This window comes from Streptomyces sp. SAS_272, assembly GCF_052543235.1.
In genome coordinates, this window is the sequence record NZ_JBMNDR010000024.1 from 1 (window position 1) to 18,551 (window position 18,551).

General features: G+C 68.7%; 12 protein-coding genes, 1 tRNA gene and 2 pseudogenes. 5 read left to right on the top strand and 10 right to left on the bottom strand.

Features of this window, described 5'->3' with window-relative positions; all coding sequences use genetic code 11:
• A pseudogene (locus tag ACN6LD_RS16140) lies at nucleotides 1-148 on the top strand (IS5/IS1182 family transposase); the annotation flags it as partial.
• A gap of 19 nt (nucleotides 149-167) precedes the next feature.
• Here ACN6LD_RS16140 and ACN6LD_RS16145 read toward each other — a convergent pair.
• Nucleotides 168-1,982, bottom strand: coding sequence for a bifunctional metallophosphatase/5'-nucleotidase (locus ACN6LD_RS16145; RefSeq protein ID WP_319198185.1), 1,815 nt, complete (start codon nucleotides 1,980-1,982; stop codon nucleotides 168-170).
• Nucleotides 1,983-2,132: 150 nt separating this feature from the next.
• On the opposite strand from ACN6LD_RS16145, the gene ACN6LD_RS16150 reads away from it, so the two are divergent.
• Nucleotides 2,133-2,834 (top strand): SIMPL domain-containing protein, encoded by a 702-nt coding sequence (locus ACN6LD_RS16150; protein ID WP_445043519.1) that lies wholly within the window; start codon nucleotides 2,133-2,135, stop codon nucleotides 2,832-2,834.
• A 194-nt stretch (nucleotides 2,835-3,028) separates the two neighbouring features.
• On the top strand, nucleotides 3,029-4,465 hold the full coding sequence (pyk, locus tag ACN6LD_RS16155; protein ID WP_445043520.1) for a pyruvate kinase: 1,437 nt from the start codon (nucleotides 3,029-3,031) through the stop codon (nucleotides 4,463-4,465).
• Between the two features lie 3 nt (nucleotides 4,466-4,468).
• Here pyk and ACN6LD_RS16160 read toward each other — a convergent pair.
• Both ACN6LD_RS16160 and ACN6LD_RS16165 read right to left on the bottom strand, forming a co-directional pair.
• Nucleotides 4,469-5,227 (bottom strand): annotated as a pseudogene (locus ACN6LD_RS16160) (helix-turn-helix domain-containing protein).
• Between the two features lie 106 nt (nucleotides 5,228-5,333).
• Nucleotides 5,334-5,408: transfer RNA gene (locus tag ACN6LD_RS16165), tRNA-Leu, on the bottom strand.
• Between the two features lie 98 nt (nucleotides 5,409-5,506).
• On the opposite strand from ACN6LD_RS16165, the gene ACN6LD_RS16170 reads away from it, so the two are divergent.
• On the top strand, nucleotides 5,507-6,163 hold the full coding sequence (locus ACN6LD_RS16170) for an ANTAR domain-containing response regulator (RefSeq protein WP_319195625.1): 657 nt from the start codon (nucleotides 5,507-5,509) through the stop codon (nucleotides 6,161-6,163).
• An 81-nt stretch (nucleotides 6,164-6,244) separates the two neighbouring features.
• Here the strand turns inward: ACN6LD_RS16170 and ACN6LD_RS16175 are convergent, their stop codons facing one another.
• The 7 genes from ACN6LD_RS16175 to ACN6LD_RS16205 all read right to left on the bottom strand — a co-directional run bounded on the left by ACN6LD_RS16175 (nucleotide 6,245) and on the right by ACN6LD_RS16205 (nucleotide 15,358).
• A complete protein-coding gene (locus ACN6LD_RS16175) occupies nucleotides 6,245-6,961 on the bottom strand; it encodes an ABC transporter ATP-binding protein (protein ID WP_319195627.1) in 717 nt (238 codons plus the stop codon).
• Entirely contained in the window at nucleotides 6,958-7,833 is an 876-nt protein-coding gene (locus ACN6LD_RS16180) for an ABC transporter ATP-binding protein (RefSeq protein WP_266727216.1), read from the bottom strand. The genes ACN6LD_RS16175 and ACN6LD_RS16180 overlap by 4 nt, the downstream gene beginning before the upstream one ends.
• A 5-nt stretch (nucleotides 7,834-7,838) precedes the next feature.
• Nucleotides 7,839-9,671 carry a branched-chain amino acid ABC transporter permease gene (locus ACN6LD_RS16185; protein ID WP_319195629.1) on the bottom strand — a complete coding sequence of 611 codons (1,833 nt, stop codon included), beginning with the start codon at nucleotides 9,669-9,671 and terminating at the stop codon, nucleotides 7,839-7,841.
• A 5-nt stretch (nucleotides 9,672-9,676) separates the two neighbouring features.
• Nucleotides 9,677-10,606, bottom strand: a complete 930-nt coding sequence (locus ACN6LD_RS16190) for a branched-chain amino acid ABC transporter permease (RefSeq protein ID WP_306953247.1) — start codon at nucleotides 10,604-10,606, stop codon at nucleotides 9,677-9,679.
• Nucleotides 10,607-10,720: 114 nt separating this feature from the next.
• On the bottom strand, nucleotides 10,721-11,950 hold the full coding sequence (locus ACN6LD_RS16195; RefSeq protein WP_415924976.1) for a branched-chain amino acid ABC transporter substrate-binding protein: 1,230 nt from the start codon (nucleotides 11,948-11,950) through the stop codon (nucleotides 10,721-10,723).
• A gap of 587 nt (nucleotides 11,951-12,537) precedes the next feature.
• Nucleotides 12,538-13,026: a PaaI family thioesterase gene (locus tag ACN6LD_RS16200; RefSeq protein ID WP_319195631.1), complete on the bottom strand. Its 489-nt coding sequence runs from the start codon at nucleotides 13,024-13,026 to the stop codon at nucleotides 12,538-12,540.
• A 52-nt stretch (nucleotides 13,027-13,078) separates the two neighbouring features.
• Nucleotides 13,079-15,358: an FdhF/YdeP family oxidoreductase gene (locus ACN6LD_RS16205; RefSeq protein ID WP_319195633.1), complete on the bottom strand. Its 2,280-nt coding sequence runs from the start codon at nucleotides 15,356-15,358 to the stop codon at nucleotides 13,079-13,081.
• 340 nt (nucleotides 15,359-15,698) lie between these two features.
• On the opposite strand from ACN6LD_RS16205, the gene polA reads away from it, so the two are divergent.
• A complete protein-coding gene (polA, locus tag ACN6LD_RS16210) occupies nucleotides 15,699-18,425 on the top strand; it encodes a DNA polymerase I (protein ID WP_445043521.1) in 2,727 nt (908 codons plus the stop codon).
• Nucleotides 18,426-18,551: the final 126 nt, after the last annotated feature.

Genomic DNA, 18,551 nt, shown 5'->3' on the forward strand with positions numbered 1-18,551 from the left:
GCGCAACACGGTGGAGCGGTGCATCAACCGGCTGCGGAACTGGCGCGGCATCGCGTTCCGCTTCGACAAGACCCCGGAGAGCTACGCGGCCGGACTGCACCTGTGCGGTGCCATGCTCTGGCTCCGCAGCATCACACCGCACAGATGATCCGAACTTCAGACAGGACCTAGAACACCGGCGTACCGTCGCGCGTCAGCTTCCAGTCCACCGACGCGAAGTCCTTCGGGTCCAGCACACCCTTCGCCGTCACCCACTCCGAGATCCGCGTACGGATCTCCGTCGACTCCGACCACAACTCCTGCGCCGACGCCACATGCGGGAACGCGCCACCGCCGTTGGCACGGTAGTTGTTCACCGCCAGCACGAACTGCTGCGCATCGTCCAGCGCCGCCCCGGCGAACCTCAGATTCCTGATCCGCGAACCCGCCGCCTGCGCGATGTCGATCTCGTACGACAGCCCCGACACATAGTCGTAGTTGTAGTCCGGACGCCCCGCCGCGTTCGTCAGCTTCTCCGTGTCGACCACCGTGCCCGCCGCCGTCTGCACGAAGTACTGCGCCGAGTACTCCAGGTACGCCCGCACCTGCGCACCCGTCATCAACTTCGCCACCAGCGTGTTGTCATACACATACAGGCTCGACAGATCCCGGATCGTCACCTGCCCCGCCGGGATCTCCGAGGTCCGCGAGAACGGCGACGCCTGAGCGATCACCGGCAGCGACGCATACGACGTCCCCGCCAGCGCCGCCTTGACGACGTCCTCCTGCACCTTCGTGATCAGGTCGATGATCGGCGCGTCCTTGAACCGCGCCTCCACCGTCGTCAACGTCTCCGTCGCCGTGCCCACCACCTGGTTGACGTACGCGACGACCTTCGCGTGCTCGTCACCCAGCAGCTTCGTGATCTTCGGGTCGTCCGCGACCGAGTTGGAGTTCAGCACCTTCGAAGACACGGACTCGACCGACCACCGCCCCTTCTCGAACACCAGCTCCACATCGAACACCGACAGCCGCTCCGCATACGCCAACGGCTCCGACAGCACGACCGTCTTCCCCGACTTCGCGTTGACGACCTTCAGCTCCGGAATCTCCACATGCGCATGCCCCACCAGCACCGCGTCGATGTCCGGCACCTGCTGAGCCACCAGCGCCGCCGAGTTCTCCACATACGGCAGCTGATCACCGTACGACGACGTACCCGACGAACCCGAGTGCGCCGACACGATCACCACGTCCGCACCCAGGGACTTCAGCTTCGGCACCCACTTCGCCGCCTGCTCCTCCAGACCCGGGAACGCCAGCTTCCCCTGGACATACGCCTTGTCCCAGATCGCGATACCCGGGTTCGTCAGGCCCAGCACCGCCACCTTCACCGGCGGCGCGCCCTTCACACAGAACGTCTTGATCACATACGGCTGGAACGCCGGCCGCAGCGTCTTCGCGTCCACCGCGTTCGCCCCCAGCAACGGGAACCGCAACTGCGACTCGAACTTCCGCAGCGTCTCGATGCCGTAGTTGAACTCGTGGTTGCCGAGCGCCGCCGCGTCGTACCCGATCGCGTTCATCGCCAGCGCCATCGGATGCACCGGACCGCCCTTGGCGGTGATCGGGTCCACCTTCGCGTAGTAGTACGTCAGCGGAGTGCCCTGGATCGTGTCGCCCGCGTCCAGCAGCAGCGTGTTCTCGCGCCCCTTCTCCGCACGGATCCGGTTCACCAGCGTCGAGATCCGCGACAGACCCTGCGCGTTGCCCGCCGCGTCCTTGTACTCCGCGTCCTTGAAGTAGTCCCAGTTGAAGACATGACCGTGCAGGTCCGTCGTGCCCATCACGGTCAGCGAGTACCGCTTCGGCTGCTTGCCCGGCTTGCCCGGCAGTTGCGACGTCGCGGCCTGCGCCGACGGAGCCGCCACGGCCCCCGCGATCGCCACCCCCGCCCCGGTCACGGCGGACTTCTTCAGGAACTTCCGGCGGTTCAACGGCATGTCTCGTGCTCCTCGGGGGATGGTCAACGACGCGCGTAGATTCTGACCCGGCAACCGCCGACGGCAACAGGTCCAGGAGGTTGCGATCTGATGACCGCAAGGCGCCGACCCACGCCCCCGAACGCCGAAACCAGTGACAAGGTGGGACGTATGACCTCCCCGCAGAACGCCCCGTACGGCACCCCCGACTCCCCCCTCCTCACAGTCCGCGGCGAGGCCGAACTCGAAGTCGACCCCGAAATCGCCCGCATCGCCGTCACCCTCACCGCCCGCGGCCGCGACCGCCGCACCACCCTCGACGACCTCACCCGCCGCAACGCCGCCGCCCTCGACCTCCTCAAGTCCTACGGCGACACCGTCGAGAACCTCTCCACCGGCGCACTCACCCTCACCCCCGAACTCGAACCGCACCGCCGAGGAGAACGCGTCCGCACCTACCGCGGCACCGTCCGCCTCACCGCCGAACTCACCGACTTCGCCGCCCTCGGCGAACTCGCCACCCGCCTCGCCGACCTCGAACTCACCCGGGTCGACGGCCCTTGGTGGGACCTGCGCCCCACCTCACCGGCCCACCGCACCGCCCGCCGCCACGCCGTCCACGACGCCGTCCAACGCGCCAGGGAATACGCCGAAGCCCTCGACACCACCGTCGCCGCCCTACTCGAACTCACCGACACCGCCACAGGCGGCCCCCGCACCCGCTCCGCCTTCGACCGCCACACCGTCCGCTTCTCCCGCGCCGCGGCGGAAACCGAGCCCCAGGACCCCGAACCCCTCGACCTCGAACCCCAGCGCATCCAGGTCCGCGCCGAGGTCACCGCACGGTTCACCATGAATCCACCGGCCCTGTAAATCCGCCGACAGCCTGAATTCACCCGTTCCGGGAATCCGTGTACCGAGAAAGAATCCCATGGATATCAGCACGGGCGCTCAGAAGAGCGGCACCCTGCACACTTTAGGAGTTGTCAACAACCCTTCACTTAAAGGTTGTTGAGCAGTCACGTGCCCCCAATTCGCTACCCACCGGTAAGACATAAGCTCGAAACATGCGCCGAGCAAAAATCGTCTGCACCCTGGGCCCCGCAACCGACTCCTACGACCAGCTCAAAGCCCTCGTAGAAGCCGGAATGGACGTCGCCCGATTCAACCTCAGCCACGGCACCCACGCCGAACACGAGGAGCGCTACCGCCACGTCCGCAAAGCCGCAGACGAAACCGGCCACAGCGTCGGCACCCTCGCCGACCTTCAAGGCCCGAAGATCCGCCTCGGCCACTTCGCCGAAGGCCCCGTACTCCTCGAACGCGAAGACACCTTCACCATCACCGTCGAAGAAGGCATCGCAGGCGACGGCACCCGCTGCGGCACCACCCACGCAGGCCTCGCCGACGACGTCACCCCCGGCGAACGCATCCTCGTCGACGACGGCAAAGTCACCCTCGAAGTCACCCACGTCGACGGCCCCCGCGTCCACACCCGCGTCGTCGAAGGCGGCGTCATCTCCGACCACAAAGGCCTCAACCTCCCCGGCATCGCCGTCTCCGTCCCCGCCCTCTCCAAAAAAGACGAGGAAGACCTGCGCTGGGCGCTGCGCACCGGCTTCGACGTCATCGCCCTCTCCTTCGTCCGCAGCGGCCGCGACATCCTCGACGTCCACCGCATCATGGACGAGGAAGGCCGCCGACTCCCCGTCATCGCCAAGGTGGAGAAGCCCCAGGCCGTCGAGAACATCGACGAGATCGTGGCCGCCTTCGACGGCATCATGGTCGCCCGCGGAGACCTCGGCGTCGAAATGCCGCTCGAACAGGTGCCCATCGTCCAGAAACGCGCCATCAAGCTCGCCAAGCGCAACGCCAAACCCGTCATCGTCGCCACCCAGATGCTCGACTCCATGATCGAGCACTCCCGCCCCACCCGCGCCGAGGCCAGCGACGTCGCCAACGCCGTCCTCGACGGCACCGACGCCGTCATGCTCTCCGGCGAGACCAGCGTCGGCAAACACGCCGTCCAGACCGTCCGCACCATGGCCAAGATCGTCACAGCCGCGGAAGAAGACCTCCTCGCCAAAGGCCTGCCCGACCTCACCGAGAACAACAAACCCCGCACCCAGGGCGGAGCCGTCGCCCGCGCCGCCGCCGAGATCGGCGACTTCCTCGGCGCGAAGTTCCTCGTCGCCTTCACCCAGAGCGGCGACACCGTCCGCCGCCTCTCCCGCTACCGCTCCCCGATCCCCGTCCTCGCCTTCACCCCGGAACCGGCGACCCGCTCCCAGCTGAGCCTGACCTGGGGCGTCGAGACGTTCCTCGGCCCGGCGGTCGCCTCCACGGACGCGATGGTCGACCAGGTCGACGAGCTGCTGCTGCGGTACGGCCGTTGCGAGAAGGGCGACGTCGTCGTGATCACGGCCGGCTCCCCGCCCGGCGTCTCGGGCTCCACGAACCTGGTCCGAGTCCACCACATCGGCGAGGACGACAGCCCGAGGTAGAGCTCAGTATTTGGGGCCGACGTGGGCGTCCATGAGCACTACAGAGGGCTTCTTCGCGATGGAGATGTTGAGGGGTTCACTGCCGCGAGCGAGTGTCGTCCACTCCACGCCGACCTTGTCGAGGGTGTCGGTGAACAGCCGCCGGATGTCGTCCGACTTGTTGGTGAAGAAGTACCGGGGGTACTCGTAGCGCTTGCGTACGCCGCCGATGGTCTTCTCGGTCCAGTTGGTGATGCGGCATCCGTCGGAGTGGATGAGGCCACGGATGAACTCCCAGGGGTGCTCATCGACGATGGCCTGCTGCCAGGGTTCGAGCACGATGAGGCGTTCGTGCTTCTTGCCGGGGCCGTGCTGGGGGAACAGGTACGGCCAATGGGCGTATTAGCCGACCACCGACACACAGCCTTGAGCCTGGACTCGATGCGCCGTGTGTCCGGGATTGACGGCGCGAATGGCGGCGTCGCACGCGTCGATGAGTTCCGGCCAGGCATCCGCGCAGGCGATGCGGAGATAGTGCCCGCTACCGCGTGGATGTGCGCTGATGCACCCGTCGCCGAGATAGAGACCGAGCAGATACGAGTACGCGACTCGATCGCTCGGCGGGCCGGGCAGCGGGGGTGCCATTCGGGGCACTGGCTCAAGTCGGTCCTGCCAGGAGCGGATTGCGGCGCGGGAGATGCCGGTTTCTTTGCTCACGGCGTTGAGGCTGCGGCCCTGCGCAACCAGCGCGAGTGCCCGCTTGCGTGTGCTGACGTCGTACATGTGCCCACTGTGTGAGCGTGCTCGCGACGACACGCAGCAAAAAGCGGATGTTCACCAGAACGGGAACATCCGCTTTCTAAGATCAACCTTGGAAACGAAGGAAAAGTGCCCCAGGTGGGATTCGAACCCACACTGTCCGCTGTTTGAGAGCGGCCTCTCTAACCAGTTGGAGTACTGGGGCCTTAGAAAGGAAGGAGGAATCCAACCCCTCGGACACCCACCTTACCGCAGCTAGGTAGGCTCTTGTCAGCAGTACCCGCCCCTGAACGAGGAGCCCCCGTGACCGCCCCCGAGTCGCCCCAGCCCGTGGACGCGCCCGACGACGACAAGTCGCACGTACCTCCGCTGACGACCCGTGTCGTCATCGCCGAGGACGAGGCGCTGATCCGCCTCGACCTCAAGGAGATGCTGGAGGAGGAGGGCTACAGCGTCGTCGGAGAGGCCGGCGACGGTGAGCAGGCGATCGAGCTCGCCCGCGAGCACAAGCCGGACCTGGTCATCCTGGACGTGAAGATGCCCAAGATGGACGGCATCTCCGCGGCGGAGAAGATCGCCGAGGAGCGCATCGCGCCGGTGCTGATGCTGACCGCGTTCTCGCAGCGCGACCTGGTCGAGCGGGCGCGTGACGCGGGTGCGATGGCGTACCTCGTGAAGCCGTTCAGCAAGAGCGATGTCGTCCCGGCGATCGAGATGGCCGTCTCGCGTTTCACGGAGCTGCGGGAGCTGGAGAACGAGGTCGCGGATCTGACGCTGCGGCTGGAGACGCGCAAGCTGGTGGACCGGGCGAAGTCGATTCTGCAGACGGAGTACGGGCTGACGGAGCCGGCGGCGTTCCGGTGGATCCAGAAGACGTCGATGGACCGTCGGATGTCGATGCAGCAGGTGGCGGAGGCCGTGATCCAGGACGCCGAGGAGAAGAAGGCGGACAAGGGGTAGCCCCCGTGCCGTCCGCATGGGTGGCATACGACGAGGCCCGCGCCCGGAGAAGGGGCGCGGGCCTCGTCGTGTGCGGGTGGTTCAGTCCTCGCCGAGGTAGGCCTTGCGGACGGACTCGTCGTGGAGGAGGTCCTGGCCGCTGCCGGAGAGGACGATCTTGCCGACCTCCATGACGTGGCCGTGGTCCGCCAGGGAGAGGGCCGCCTGGGCGTTCTGCTCGATGAGCAGGATGGTGGTGCCCTGGGACTTGAGTTCGACGATGGTGGCCATGATCTTCTGCATCATGATCGGCGAGAGGCCCATGGAGGGTTCGTCGAGCATGAGCAGTTTGGGCCGGGACATGAGGGCGCGGCCCATGGCGAGCATCTGCTGTTCGCCGCCGGAGAGGGTGCCTGCGGCCTGCTTTCGGCGTTCTCCCAGGATGGGGAAGAGGTCGTAGGCGCGCTGGATGTCCTTCTCGATGGCTTCCTTGTCGTTGCGGAGGAAGGCGCCGAGGCGGAGGTTGTCCTCGATGGTCATGCGGGGGAAGATGTGCCGGCCTTCGGGGGAGTGGGCCAGCCCCAGCGAGACGATCTTGTGGGCGGGGATCTTGTTGAGCACCTTGCCGTCGAACTTGATCTGGCCGCCGAGCGGCTGGAGCAGGCCGGACAGGGTGCGCAGGGTGGTGGTCTTGCCGGCGCCGTTGGTGCCGATGAGGGTGACGACCTCGCCTGCGGCGACCTTGAAGGAGATGCCCTTGACCGCCTCGATCTTGCCGTAGGCGACCCTGAGGTCTTCGACCTCGAGCAGTGCGGTCACTTCTCGTCTCCTTCCGTGGTGCTGTGCGCCTCGGCAGCCTCCGCGGCTTCGACTTCGGCGACTTCTTCCGCTCCTGGCGCGCCCTCGAAGGGGGTGCCGAGGTAGGCGGCGATGACGCGTTCGTCTGCCTGGACCACTTCGGCGGGGCCTTCGACGATCTTCTCGCCCTGGACGAGCACGGCGACGCGGTCGCAGAGGTTCATGATGAACCGGATGTCGTGCTCGATGACGAGGACGGCGATGCCCTGGTCGCGGATGGCGAAGATGAGCTCTTCGGCGGCGCGCGTCTCCTGGGGGTTCATGCCGGCGGTGGGCTCGTCGAGGAGGAGGAGGCCGGGGTCGCTGGCGAGGGCGCGGGCGATTTCGAGCTTGCGCTGTTCGCCGTAGGGGAGGTTGCGGGCGAGGTGGTCGGCCTTGGCGGCGAGGCCGGTGAACTCGAGGAGTTCCATGGCTCGTTCGCGGGAGGCGTCTTCGGCCTTCTTGAAGCTGGGCAGGCGCAGGAGCGCGGACCAGAGGCCTTCGTGGGTGCGGGTGTGGCGTCCGACGAGCACGTTCTCCAGGACGGTCATGTTGGCGAAGAGCCGGATGTTCTGGAAGGTGCGGGCGATGCCGGCCTGGGTGACCAGGTGGGGTTTGGGCGGGAGGACGGTGCCTTTGTAGCTGACTGTGCCGGTGGTGGGGATGTAGAGGCCGGTGAGGCAGTTGAAGAAGGTGGTCTTCCCGGCTCCGTTGGGGCCGATGAGTCCGACGATCTCGCCGCTGTTGACGGTGAGGTCGACGGAGCGTACGGCGGTGAGGCCGCCGAACTGCATGGTGACGCCGGAGGCGTCGAGGACCGTGGTGGTCGTGGCGGTTGTGGTGGTGGTCGTCATCGCGGTCACGCCCCTGCCTTGGCGACGCCGGTGGCGGTCTCGGGCAGGCCCTTGTCGTCGGGTACGTCGAGCTGTCCGGTCTCGTGGAACTCGAGCTGCTTCCTGCGGTCGGCGACGAGGCCTTCGGGGCGGAAGCGCATGAGGAGCATGAGCGCCACGCCGAAGAGGAGCAGCTGGTACTCCGCCATGAACTGGAGTTTGGCGGGGATGAGGTAGAGCAGTGCGGCGCCCACGAGCGGCCCGCTGATGGTGCCCATGCCGCCGAGGATGACCGCTGCGAGCAGGAAGGCCGAGTTGGGCGGCACGGAGCCGGCGAACTGGTACTGCTCGGGGGTGACGCTGTAGGAGACGTGTGCCTGCACGGTGCCGGCGAGGCCGGCGAGGGAGGCGCCGAGGGCGAAGGCGAGGAGCTTGAGGCGGAAGCCGTTGATGCCCATGGCGGTGGCGGCTGTCTCGTCTTCGCGGATGGCGACCCAGGCGCGGCCGATGCGGGAGTCGGCGCTGCGGCGGAAGACCGTGACGACGACGAGGGTGCAGAGCAGCATCAGCAGGTAGTAGTTGCCGGAGCGGGTGAGCTCCTGGCCGAGGACGTCGTGCGGGATTCCGAGGTTGAATCCGAAGATCTCCAGGTCGGGGATGTTTGGGATGCCGTTGGAGCCGTTGGTGACGTCGGGTCCGCTGTTGCCGTTGAGGTTGTTCATGGTGATGCGGAAGATCTCACCGAAGCCGAGGGTGACGATGGCGAGGTAGTCGCCGCGCAGCCGCAGGGTCGGGGCGCCGATCAGCACGCCGAAGATCAGTGAGGCGGCCGCGCCGGTGAGGACGGCTGCCCAGAAGGGGAACTGGACGCCGATGCTCGACTGGGGGGAGCCGGAGACCAGGGCGGCGGCGTAGGCGCCGACGCCGAGGAAGGCGACGTATCCGAGGTCGAGGAGGCCGGCGAGGCCGACGACGACGTTGAGGCCCAGGGCGACGGTGGCGAAGATGAGGATGTTCGCGCCGATGAGGGCGAACTGGTCGTTCGTCTGCGTGAAGGGGAAGCAGATCGCGGCGACGAAGGCGGCGGTGAGGGTGACGGTGCGGTGCTTGGCCGTCAGTGCCGAGAGCCGCTTGAGGAGGCCGGCGCGGGTGAGTGCGGTGAAGCTGAACCCGGTGATGATGAGGAAGCCGATGAACAGCTCGGGGTTGTCGGTGTCGATGCCGATGCCGAAGGAGAAGACGTACAGGCCGATGCCGAAGGCCGTGGAGATGATGAGGATCTCCGCCCAGGAGGGGAGCTCCTTGGCGCGGCCGGGTTCGGGGGCGGCGAGGCTGTGGCGGAAGAGGGCCCAGGCGTTCGTCGCGTCGTCGGCGTCGTGGGGGACGTCGGCGGGAAGTGCGAAGGCGCCGACGGCGGCGATGAGGGCGCCGATGGCGGAGACCCAGGCGCCGGGTTCGAGGTTGACGACGCCGCCGAGGACGTAGCTGATGGCCCCGAGGGCGTAGCCGGTGGCGCCGAGGACGCCGAGGCTGGCGGCGCGGACGGGGCTGTGGGTGCCGCCGGGGGTGAGCCAGCGCAGGCCGCGGATGCCTTGTCCGGAGAGGACGAAGAGGATGGTGAGGGCGGCGCCGATGAGGGTGAGGACCTGGAGGCCGCCGGGGTAGCCGGTGATGGTGAGGTTGCCGGGGAACTCGTTGGTCCAGGTCCAGGCGAGGAAGGTGCCGACGAGGGCGGCGGCGGATCCGGCGAGGGTGAGGACGGGGGCGAGGGCCGCGGGCAGCGGGATGAGGGGGGCCGTGTCGCCGGTGGGCGTCTTGACGGCGTCGGTGTTCTTCTGGGTGGGGATGTTGGTGGTCATCGCTATCACGCCCGATCCGCGACGCGTTCGCCGAGCAGGCCCTGTGGCCTGAACAGCAGGACGAGGATGAGGAGGGCGAACGCCCACACGTCCTTCCAGGCGCCGCCGCCGAAGAGGTCCATGCCGGGGATGTCGCCGATGTAGCCGGTGGCGAGGGATTCGGCGACGCCGAGGACGAGGCCGCCGAGCATGGCGCCGTAGATGTTGCCGATGCCGCCGAGGACGGCTGCGGTGAACGCCTTGAGGCCCATGAGGAAGCCCATGCGGAAGCCGACCTGGCCGTTCTTGAGGCCGTAGGCGACTGCTGCGATGGCGGCGAACGCGGCGCCGATGGCGAAGGCCATGACGATGATGCGGTCGGTGTTGATGCCCATGAGCTTGGCGGTGTCGGGGTCCTGGGCGGTGGCCTGCATGCCGCGGCCGGAGCGGGTCTTCGTGACGAAGAAGCCGAGGGCGACCATGCACAGGGGTGCGGCGATGAGGACGAAGAGGTCGCCGCGCTGGATGTTGGCGCCGAGGACGTCGATGGGGCCGCCGTCGAACTGGGGGAAGGGGCGGTCCTTCTTGGCGTCGGGGTACCACATCCATACGGCCTGCTGGAGGACGATGGAGAGGCCGATGGCGGTGATGAGGGGCGCCAGTCGCGGGGCGGTGCGCAGGGGCCGGTAGGCGAAGCGCTCGGCTGCGGTGGCGACGGCGACGGAGACGACGACGCCGCCGAGGATCATGAGGGGTATCGCTGCGCCGAGGGCGAAGCCGCCGGGGAGGATGAGCCAGACGGTGAGGGCCCCGAAACCCCCGACCATGAAGATCTCGCCGTGGGCGAAGTTGATGAGCTGAACGATGCCGTAGACCATCGTGTAACCGATCGCGATGAGTCCGTACATCGCGCCGAGGATGAGTCCATTGGCCAGCTGTTGCGGCAGTTCGTGCACCGCAGGGCCTCCGTGGAGTGGTTCGGATATGGCGCCGCGCGGGAGCGCTGGTGGGCACTCCCGCGCGGCCTGATCAATGCGTTGAGTGGGGAGGTGCGGCTGCTCCTGCTTCGTTCAGCTGACGTTGGGTGCGGCGCTGTATTCGGGCTTCCACGCGCCACCGGTGACCTTGTAGGCGGTCATCATGTGGTTGGTGGTGTCGCCGAACTCGTCGAAGGAGATGGTGCCGGTGACGCCGTCGAACTTGACCTTGGCCATGGCGTCGAGGACTGCCTTGCGGCCCTCGGCCGGGACCTTGCCGTCGTTGCCTTCGACTGCCAGCTTGACGGCCTCGATGACGGACCAGGTGGCGTCGTAGGTGAGGCCGCCGTAGGCCTCGTAGGCGTCCTTGTAGCCGGCCGTCTTGTAGTTCGCGATGAACTCCTTGGCGGAGGGCAGGTCTTCGACGGGCTTGCCGACGGAGGTGGCGAGGTCGCCTTCGGCCTTCTTGTTGAGCTTGGGGAACTCGCCGGAGTAGATGCCGTCGCCGCCCATGAGGGGGATGCTCTGGCCGCTGTCCTTGAGCTGCTGGCTCAGGGGTGCGGCGGCGGGGTATTCGCCGCCGTAGTAGAGGGCGTCGGCGCCGGTCTTCTTGATCTTGGCGACGACGGCGTTGAAGTCGCGGTCGTCGGGGTTGACGTGGTCGGTGCCGACGATCTGGCCGCCGAGCTTGGTGAAGTTCGCCTTGAAGGAGGCGGCGAGGCCGGCGCCGTAGGTCTTCTGGTCGTCGATCAGGTAGACCTTCTTCTTGCCGGCCTTGGAGAAGAGGTACTCGGCGGCGAAGGCGCCCTGGATCTCGTCTGTGGTGGCGGTGCGGAAGAACGTCTTGAACGGGCGGACCGAGTTGCCGGTCTTCCAGCCGTCGCCCTGGGTCAGCTCGGTGCCGGTGTTGGCGGGGGAGACCTGGGTGAGGCCCGCGTCGCTGAAGGGCTTCTGCATCTGCTGGGAGACGCTGGAGTTCAGCGGGCCGACGACGCCGAGGACTTCCTTGTCGCTGATGAACTTCTGGGCGTTCTGCTGGCCGACGGAGGGCTGGGCCTGGTCGTCGAGGGCTTCGATCTTGAATTCGACGCCCTTGACGTATTCCTTCTTGTTGGCGGTCTTGGCGGCGAGGTCGGCGGAGTTCTTGATGCCGAGGCCGAGCGCGGACAGGTCGCCGGTGAGCGGGGCGTCGACGCCGATCACGACGGTGGTCTTGTCTCCGCTGCTGCTCTTGCCGTCGTCGTCACGCGACCCACAGGCGGTGAGTGTCAGCGATCCCGCCGCGAGTGCGGCGGTGATGGCGATGATCGAACGTTGACGCACGAATCAGGTCCTTTCCCTGGCACGGCGGTCCCCCCTGGAACTCGCCGAGTCGAGCGCTGGGCCGAATGGACTTCGAAACCGGTGGCGCGGTGACTGGGCGTGACTCTAGGCGCGGGGAGGGAACTCGGAGGAGGGTCTGACCAAGGCTGTGACGCTCTTGTTATGACACGAGGTAATGCAGAGCGGTACTTGGAGGGTGGAAGAGCGGAATTAAGGCCGATTCGTCCTGTCCACATAGTGAGAACGTGCAGGACGAACCCGGCGGGGTTCAGGTGTCTCGAGCGTTTTGGTAGTGACCGGGATTCGTTGCTGGAGGCGACCTGTAGGGCTTCGAAGGGCCGGCGCGCATAGTGCGGGCCGAGGCCGGAGCCCCGTTCTCGCATTGCGTGCGCATTACGCAGAGTTACGCCCAGGAAAGAAAGTCCGACGTTGAGCGACGCTTTTCCGCGGGGAGTTGCCCGCTCCGCTACGGGGAAATCCGCGAAATGCGGGACGCGGCCGGGTGAGTTGAGCCCGGGCGGGGTGTGCCTCCCGGCCCCCGGGGCTGCCGGGAGGCAGGGGACGCCGGCCGGCGCACCCCGAAGGCGTCAGCCGCCCGAGGGAAGCTGGGCCCCGTCGCCGGCGCGGACGTCACGCAGCAGGCAGGTCAGCCGTGCGGTGCACACGCGGCGTTGCTGCTCGTCGCTGATCACGATCTCGTAGGTGGCGGTGGTGCGTCCGCGGTGCACGGGTGTGGCCACGCCGGTCACCAGGCCGGAGCGGGCTCCGCGGTGGTGGGTGCAGTTCAGGTCGACGCCGACGGCGATCTTGGAGCTGCCGCCGTGCAGCATGGCGCCGACCGAGCCGATCGTCTCGGCGAGGACCGCGGAAGCGCCGCCGTGCAGCAGTCCGTAGGGCTGGGTGTTGCCCTCGACCGGCATGGTGGCGACCACCCGGTCGGCGGAGGCTTCGAGGATCTGCACGCCCATGCGGGTGCCGAGATGTCCGGCGGAGAACAGGGCGAGGATGTCCACGCCGAGCGCGGCGTACTCGTCGATGACTTCCTGCGGGAACTGCACGTGCTGCTGCTCGCCCATGGGGTCCGGCTCCGTTCGTCGATACAAGTCCGGCGGTGACTTAAGCGAACGCTCAGTCGGTCGCCGATTGTTCCAGACGGACGACGACGGACTTGCTGGCGGGCGTGTTGCTGGTGTCCGCGGTGGCGTCCAGCGGGACCAGCACGTTGGTCTCCGGGTAGTACGCGGCCGCGCAGCCCCGCGCGGTCGGGTAGAGCACCACGCGGAAACCGGGGGCGCGCCGCTCCACGCCGTCCCGCCACTCGCTCACCAGGTCCACGTGACTGCCCTCCGCGAGGCCGAACGCCCGCGCGTCCTCGGCGTTGACGAGGACGACCCGGCGGCCGTTCCTGATGCCCCGGTAGCGGTCGTCGAGGCCGTAGATCGTGGTGTTGTACTGGTCGTGCGAGCGCAGCGTCTGCAGCAGCAGACGGCCCTCGGGCAGCCGGGGGTACTCGACCGGCGCGGCCGTGAAGTTGGCCTTGCCGGTGGCGGTGGGGAAACGGCGCTCGTCGCGCGGGGCGTGCGGCAGGGTGAAGCCGCCCGGCCGGGCCACGCGCGCGTTGAAGTCCTCGAAGCCGGGGATCACGCGCGCGATGCGGTCACGGATCGTCCCGTAGTCCTTCTCGAACTCCTCCCACGGCGTCCGGCTGGCCGCGCCGAGGACCCGGCGCGCGAGGCGGCAGACGATGGCGGGCTCGGACAGCAGCCGGGGGCCGGCGGGCGCGAGGCGGCCCCGGGAGGCGTGCACCATGCCCATGGAGTCCTCGACCGTCACGAACTGTTCGCCGCCGGCCTGCAGATCGCGCTCGGTGCGGCCGAGGGTCGGCAGGATCAGGGCGCGTGCGCCCGTGACGACGTGCGAGCGGTTCAGCTTCGTCGACACGTGCACGGTCAGCCGGGCGCGCCGCATGGCCGCCTCGGTGACGTCGGTGTCGGGGGAGGCCGACACGAAGTTGCCGCCCATGGCGAAGAACAGCTTCGCCTCGCCGTCGCGCAGCGCGCGAATGGCCCGTACGACGTCGAAGCCGTGCTCGCGCGGCGGCGCGAACCCGAACTCCTTCTCCAGGGCGTCCAGGAAGGCCGGCGCGGGCCGTTCGAAGATGCCCATGGTGCGGTCGCCCTGCACGTTGGAGTGACCGCGCACCGGGCACACCCCCGCGCCCGGGCGGCCGATGTTGCCGCGCAGCAGGAGGAAGTTGACGACCTCGCGGATGGTGGGCACGGAGTGCTTGTGCTGGGTGAGGCCCATGGCCCAGCAGACGATGGTGCGCTTCGAGGCGAGCACCATGCTCAGGGTCTCCTCGATCTGCGCGCGCGTGAGGCCGGTCGCGGTGAGCGTCTCGTCCCAGTCGGCCGCGCGGGCGGCGTCGGCGAACTCCTCGAAGCCGTGGGTGTGTTCGGCGATGAACGCCTCGTCGAGGGCGCCGTCCGTCTCCAGCACGAGCTTGTTGAGGAGGCGGAAGAGGGCCTGGTCGCCGCCGATGCGGATCTGCAGGAACAGGTCGGTGAGCGCCGCGCCCTTGACCATGCCCTGGGGCGTCTGCGGGTTCTTGAAGCGCTCCAGGCCGGCCTCGGGGAGCGGGTTGACGCTGATGATCTTCGCGCCGCCCGTCTTGGCCTTCTCCAGAGCGGAGAGCATGCGGGGGTGGTTGGTGCCCGGGTTCTGTCCGGCGACGATGATCAGGTCGGCCTGGTGGAGGTCCTCGAGCAGGACGCTGCCCTTGCCTATGCCGATGGTCTCCGACAGCGCCGAACCGGACGACTCGTGGCACATGTTGGAGCAGTCCGGCAGGTTGTTCGTGCCGAGTTCACGCGCGAAGAGCTGGTAGAGGAACGCGGCCTCGTTGCTGGTGCGGCCCGAGGTGTAGAAGACCGCCTCGTCGGGGGAGGCGAGGGCGGCGCTCTCCTCGGCGATGATGTCGAAGGCGCGCTCCCAGGTGACCGGCTCGTAGCGCTCCGCGCCTTCGGGCAGGTACATGGGGTGGGTGAGGCGTCCCTGCTGACCGAGCCAGTAGCCGCTGCGGCCGGCGAGGTCGGCGACGGTGTGCTCGGCGAAGAACTCGGGGGTGACGCGCCGCAGGGTCGCCTCCTCGGCGACCGCCTTCGCGCCGTTCTCGCAGAACTCCGCGGTGTGCCGGTGCTCAGGCTCGGGCCAGGCGCAGCCGGGGCAGTCGAAGCCGTCCTTCTGGTTGACGCGCAGCAGAGTCAGCGCGGTGCGCCTCACACCCATCTGCTGCTGCGCGATCCGCAGGGAGTGTCCGACGGCCGGCAGGCCCGCCGCCGCGTGTTTCGGCTCGGCGACGAGCGGCGCGTCCTGGACCGGATCAGCCTTCGGCGGCTTCGTTGCCATCGCGCCATCTCCTTCGACCTGCCGTGGGTGCGATACGCCCCAGATCCTCGCACGCGACGCCGACATCGAACCCGGGCGGGCCTGCGGCGGACCGTTGCCCGTGCGGTCCGGGGGCTGTCGTGCGGCCGGACGCCGCACGTGGCCCGGCGAGCACGGCCCGGCGAGCACGGCCCGGCGGGCGGGCCGGCGGACCGGGCCCGCGGGCAGGGCCGGGGGGCCGGGGCCGGAGGTCCGGGGCCGGGGCGGGTCGGCGGCTGGGACCGGAGGTCCGGGCCCGGGGAGTGGCGGGATCCGTGGCGGCCGGGACCGAGTGTCGGTGGGGCGTGGCAGGATCGGGGTCGTGGCAGAGACAGCATCGAAGAAGACCGAGACCCCCGCCGGCGCAAGCCGTCCGCGCCTGATGCTCATGGACGGGCACTCGCTGGCCTACCGCGCGTTCTTCGCGCTGCCCGCGGAGAACTTCACCACCGCGACGGGCCAGCCCACCAACGCGATCTACGGCTTCGCGTCGATGCTCGCCAACACGCTGCGTGACGAGGCGCCGACGCACTTCGCGGTCGCGTTCGACGTGTCCCGCAAGACATGGCGTTCCGAGGAGTTCACCGAGTACAAGGCGAACCGCTCCAAGACGCCCGACGAGTTCAAGGGCCAGGTCGAGCTGATCGGCGAACTGCTCGACGCGATGCACGTCTCCCGCTTCGCGGTGGACGGCTTCGAGGCCGACGACGTCATCGCCACCCTGACCACCCAGGCCGAGGCCGCGGGTTTCGAGGTGCTGATCGTCACCGGCGACCGCGACTCCTTCCAGCTGGTCTCCGAGCACACCACCGTGCTGTATCCGACGAAGGGCGTCTCGGAGCTGACCCGTTTCACCCCGGAGAAGGTCTTCGAGAAGTACGCGTTGACGCCGGCGCAGTACCCCGACTTCGCTGCCCTGCGCGGCGATCCGTCCGACAACCTCCCGGGCATCCCCGGCGTCGGCGAGAAGACGGCCGCGAAGTGGATCAACCAGTTCGGCTCGTTCGCGGAGCTCGTCGAGCGCGTCGAGGAGGTCAAGGGCAAGGCCGGGCAGAACCTGCGCGACCACCTGGAATCGGTCAAGCTCAACCGCCGCCTCACCGAGATGGTCCGCGACGTCGAGCTGCCGGGGTCGGTCACCGACCTGGAGCGCGCCCCCTACGACCGCACGGCCGTCGCGATGATCCTGGACACCCTGGAGATCAGGAACCCGTCGCTGCGCGAGCGGCTGCTCGCCGTCGACCCGGGCGGCCAGGAGGCCGAGGCCGCTCCGGTGATCACCGGCGGTGTGGAACTGGACGGCACGGTGCTGGGCGCAGGCGAGCTGGCCGGCTGGCTCGCCGAGCACGGCACGCAGACCCTGGGCGTGGCCACCGTCGACGCCTGGGCGCTGGGCGCCGGCTCGGTCACCGAGATCGCCCTCGCCGCCGCCGGGGGAGCGGCCGCCTGGTTCGACCCGACGGAACTCGACGAGGCGGAGGAGAACGCGTGGGCGGCCTGGCTCGCCGCCGAGGACCGCCCCAAGGTGCTGCACGACGCGAAGGGCGTCATGCGGGTCTTCGCCGAGCACGGCTGGTCCGTCGCAGGCGTCTTCATGGACACCGCCCTCGCCGCCTACCTGGTCAAGCCCGGCCGCCGCTCCTTCGACCTGGACGCGCTGTCCCTGGAGTACCTGGGCCGCGAACTGGCGCCGGCCGCCGCGGCCGACGGGCAGCTCGCCTTCGGCACGGACGACGGCGCCGAGGCCGAGGCGCTCATGGTGCAGGCCCGCACCATCGTGGACCTCGGCGAATCCTTCCGCGGCCGTCTGGAGGAGGTCGGCGCGGCGGACCTGCTGCGCGACATGGAGCTGCCGACGTCTGCCCTCCTGGCCCGCATGGAGCGGCACGGCATCGCGGCCGACCGCGCCCATCTGGAGGCCATGGAGCAGATGTTCGCGGGCGCGGTCCAGCAGGCCGTGAAGGAGGCGCACGCGGCCGCCGGCCACGAGTTCAACCTGGGCTCGCCCAAGCAGCTCCAGGAGGTCCTGTTCGGCGAACTGGGCCTGCCCAAGACGAAGAAGACCAAGACCGGCTACACCACCGACGCCGACGCGCTGGCCTGGCTCGCCGGCCAGACGGACAACGAGCTGCCGGTCGTCATGCTCCGTCACCGCGAGCAGGCGAAGCTCCGTGTCACCGTCGAGGGCCTGATCAAGACGATCGCCGCGGACGGCCGTATCCACACGACGTTCAACCAGACGGTCGCCGCGACGGGCCGTCTGTCGTCCACCGACCCCAACCTGCAGAACATCCCCGTCCGCACCGACGAGGGCCGGGCGATCCGCCGCGGGTTCGTCGTCGGCGAGGGCTTCGAGTCGCTGATGACGGCCGACTACAGCCAGATCGAACTGCGCGTGATGGCCCACCTCTCCGAGGACGCGGGTCTCATCGAGGCGTTCACCTCCGGCGAGGACCTGCACACCACGGCCGCCTCGCAGGTGTTCGGCGTCGAGCGGGACGCGGTGGACGCGGAGATGCGCCGCAAGATCAAGGCCATGTCGTACGGGCTGGCGTACGGTCTGTCGGCGTTCGGCCTGTCCCAGCAGCTGAACATCGAGGCCGGCGAGGCCCGCGCCCTGATGGACGCCTACTTCGAACGCTTCGGCGGAGTACGGGACTACCTGCGCCGCGCCGTCGACGAGGCGCGGGCGACCGGTTACACGGCGACCCTGTTCGGCCGCCGCCGCTATCTGCCCGACCTCAACAGCGACAACCGTCAGCGTCGCGAGGCCGCCGAGCGCATGGCCCTCAACGCGCCCATCCAGGGCACGGCGGCGGACATCGTCAAGATCGCCATGCTCAAGGTGGACACCGCGCTGCGGGCGGCGGACCTCACGTCGCGCATGCTGCTCCAGGTCCACGACGAAATCGTCCTGGAGATCGCTCCGGGCGAGCAGGCGGCCGTGGAGGAGCTGGTCCGCCGCGAGATGGCCGGGGCCGTCCAGCTCAGGGCCCCCCTCGACGTGTCGGTCGGCTCGGGCACGGACTGGGAGTCGGCGGCGCACTGACCCCGACGGCCGGGCGGACCAGCGGAGTTCGGCCGGCCCGCGGAGGCCGGCCGGGCTCCGGAGGCCGACGGCGCGGTCGAGCCCGGCGGCCGGTGGAGTCCGGCGGTCGGTGGAGCCGGCGGCCGG

Excerpts from the sequence above, each read along its gene's own strand:
- ACN6LD_RS16205 (WP_319195633.1), bottom strand. The coding sequence starts at position 15,358 with ATGGCAACGAAGCCGCCGAAGGCTGATCCGGTCCAGGACGCGCCGCTC.
- ACN6LD_RS16185 (WP_319195629.1), bottom strand. The coding sequence starts at position 9,671 with ATGACCACCAACATCCCCACCCAGAAGAACACCGACGCCGTCAAGACG.
- pyk (WP_445043520.1), top strand. The coding sequence starts at position 3,029 with ATGCGCCGAGCAAAAATCGTCTGCACCCTGGGCCCCGCAACCGACTCC.
- ACN6LD_RS16145 (WP_319198185.1), bottom strand. The coding sequence starts at position 1,982 with ATGCCGTTGAACCGCCGGAAGTTCCTGAAGAAGTCCGCCGTGACCGGG.
- ACN6LD_RS16150 (WP_445043519.1), top strand. The coding sequence starts at position 2,133 with ATGACCTCCCCGCAGAACGCCCCGTACGGCACCCCCGACTCCCCCCTC.
- ACN6LD_RS16180 (WP_266727216.1), bottom strand. The coding sequence starts at position 7,833 with ATGACGACCACCACCACAACCGCCACGACCACCACGGTCCTCGACGCC.
- ACN6LD_RS16200 (WP_319195631.1), bottom strand. The coding sequence starts at position 13,026 with ATGGGCGAGCAGCAGCACGTGCAGTTCCCGCAGGAAGTCATCGACGAG.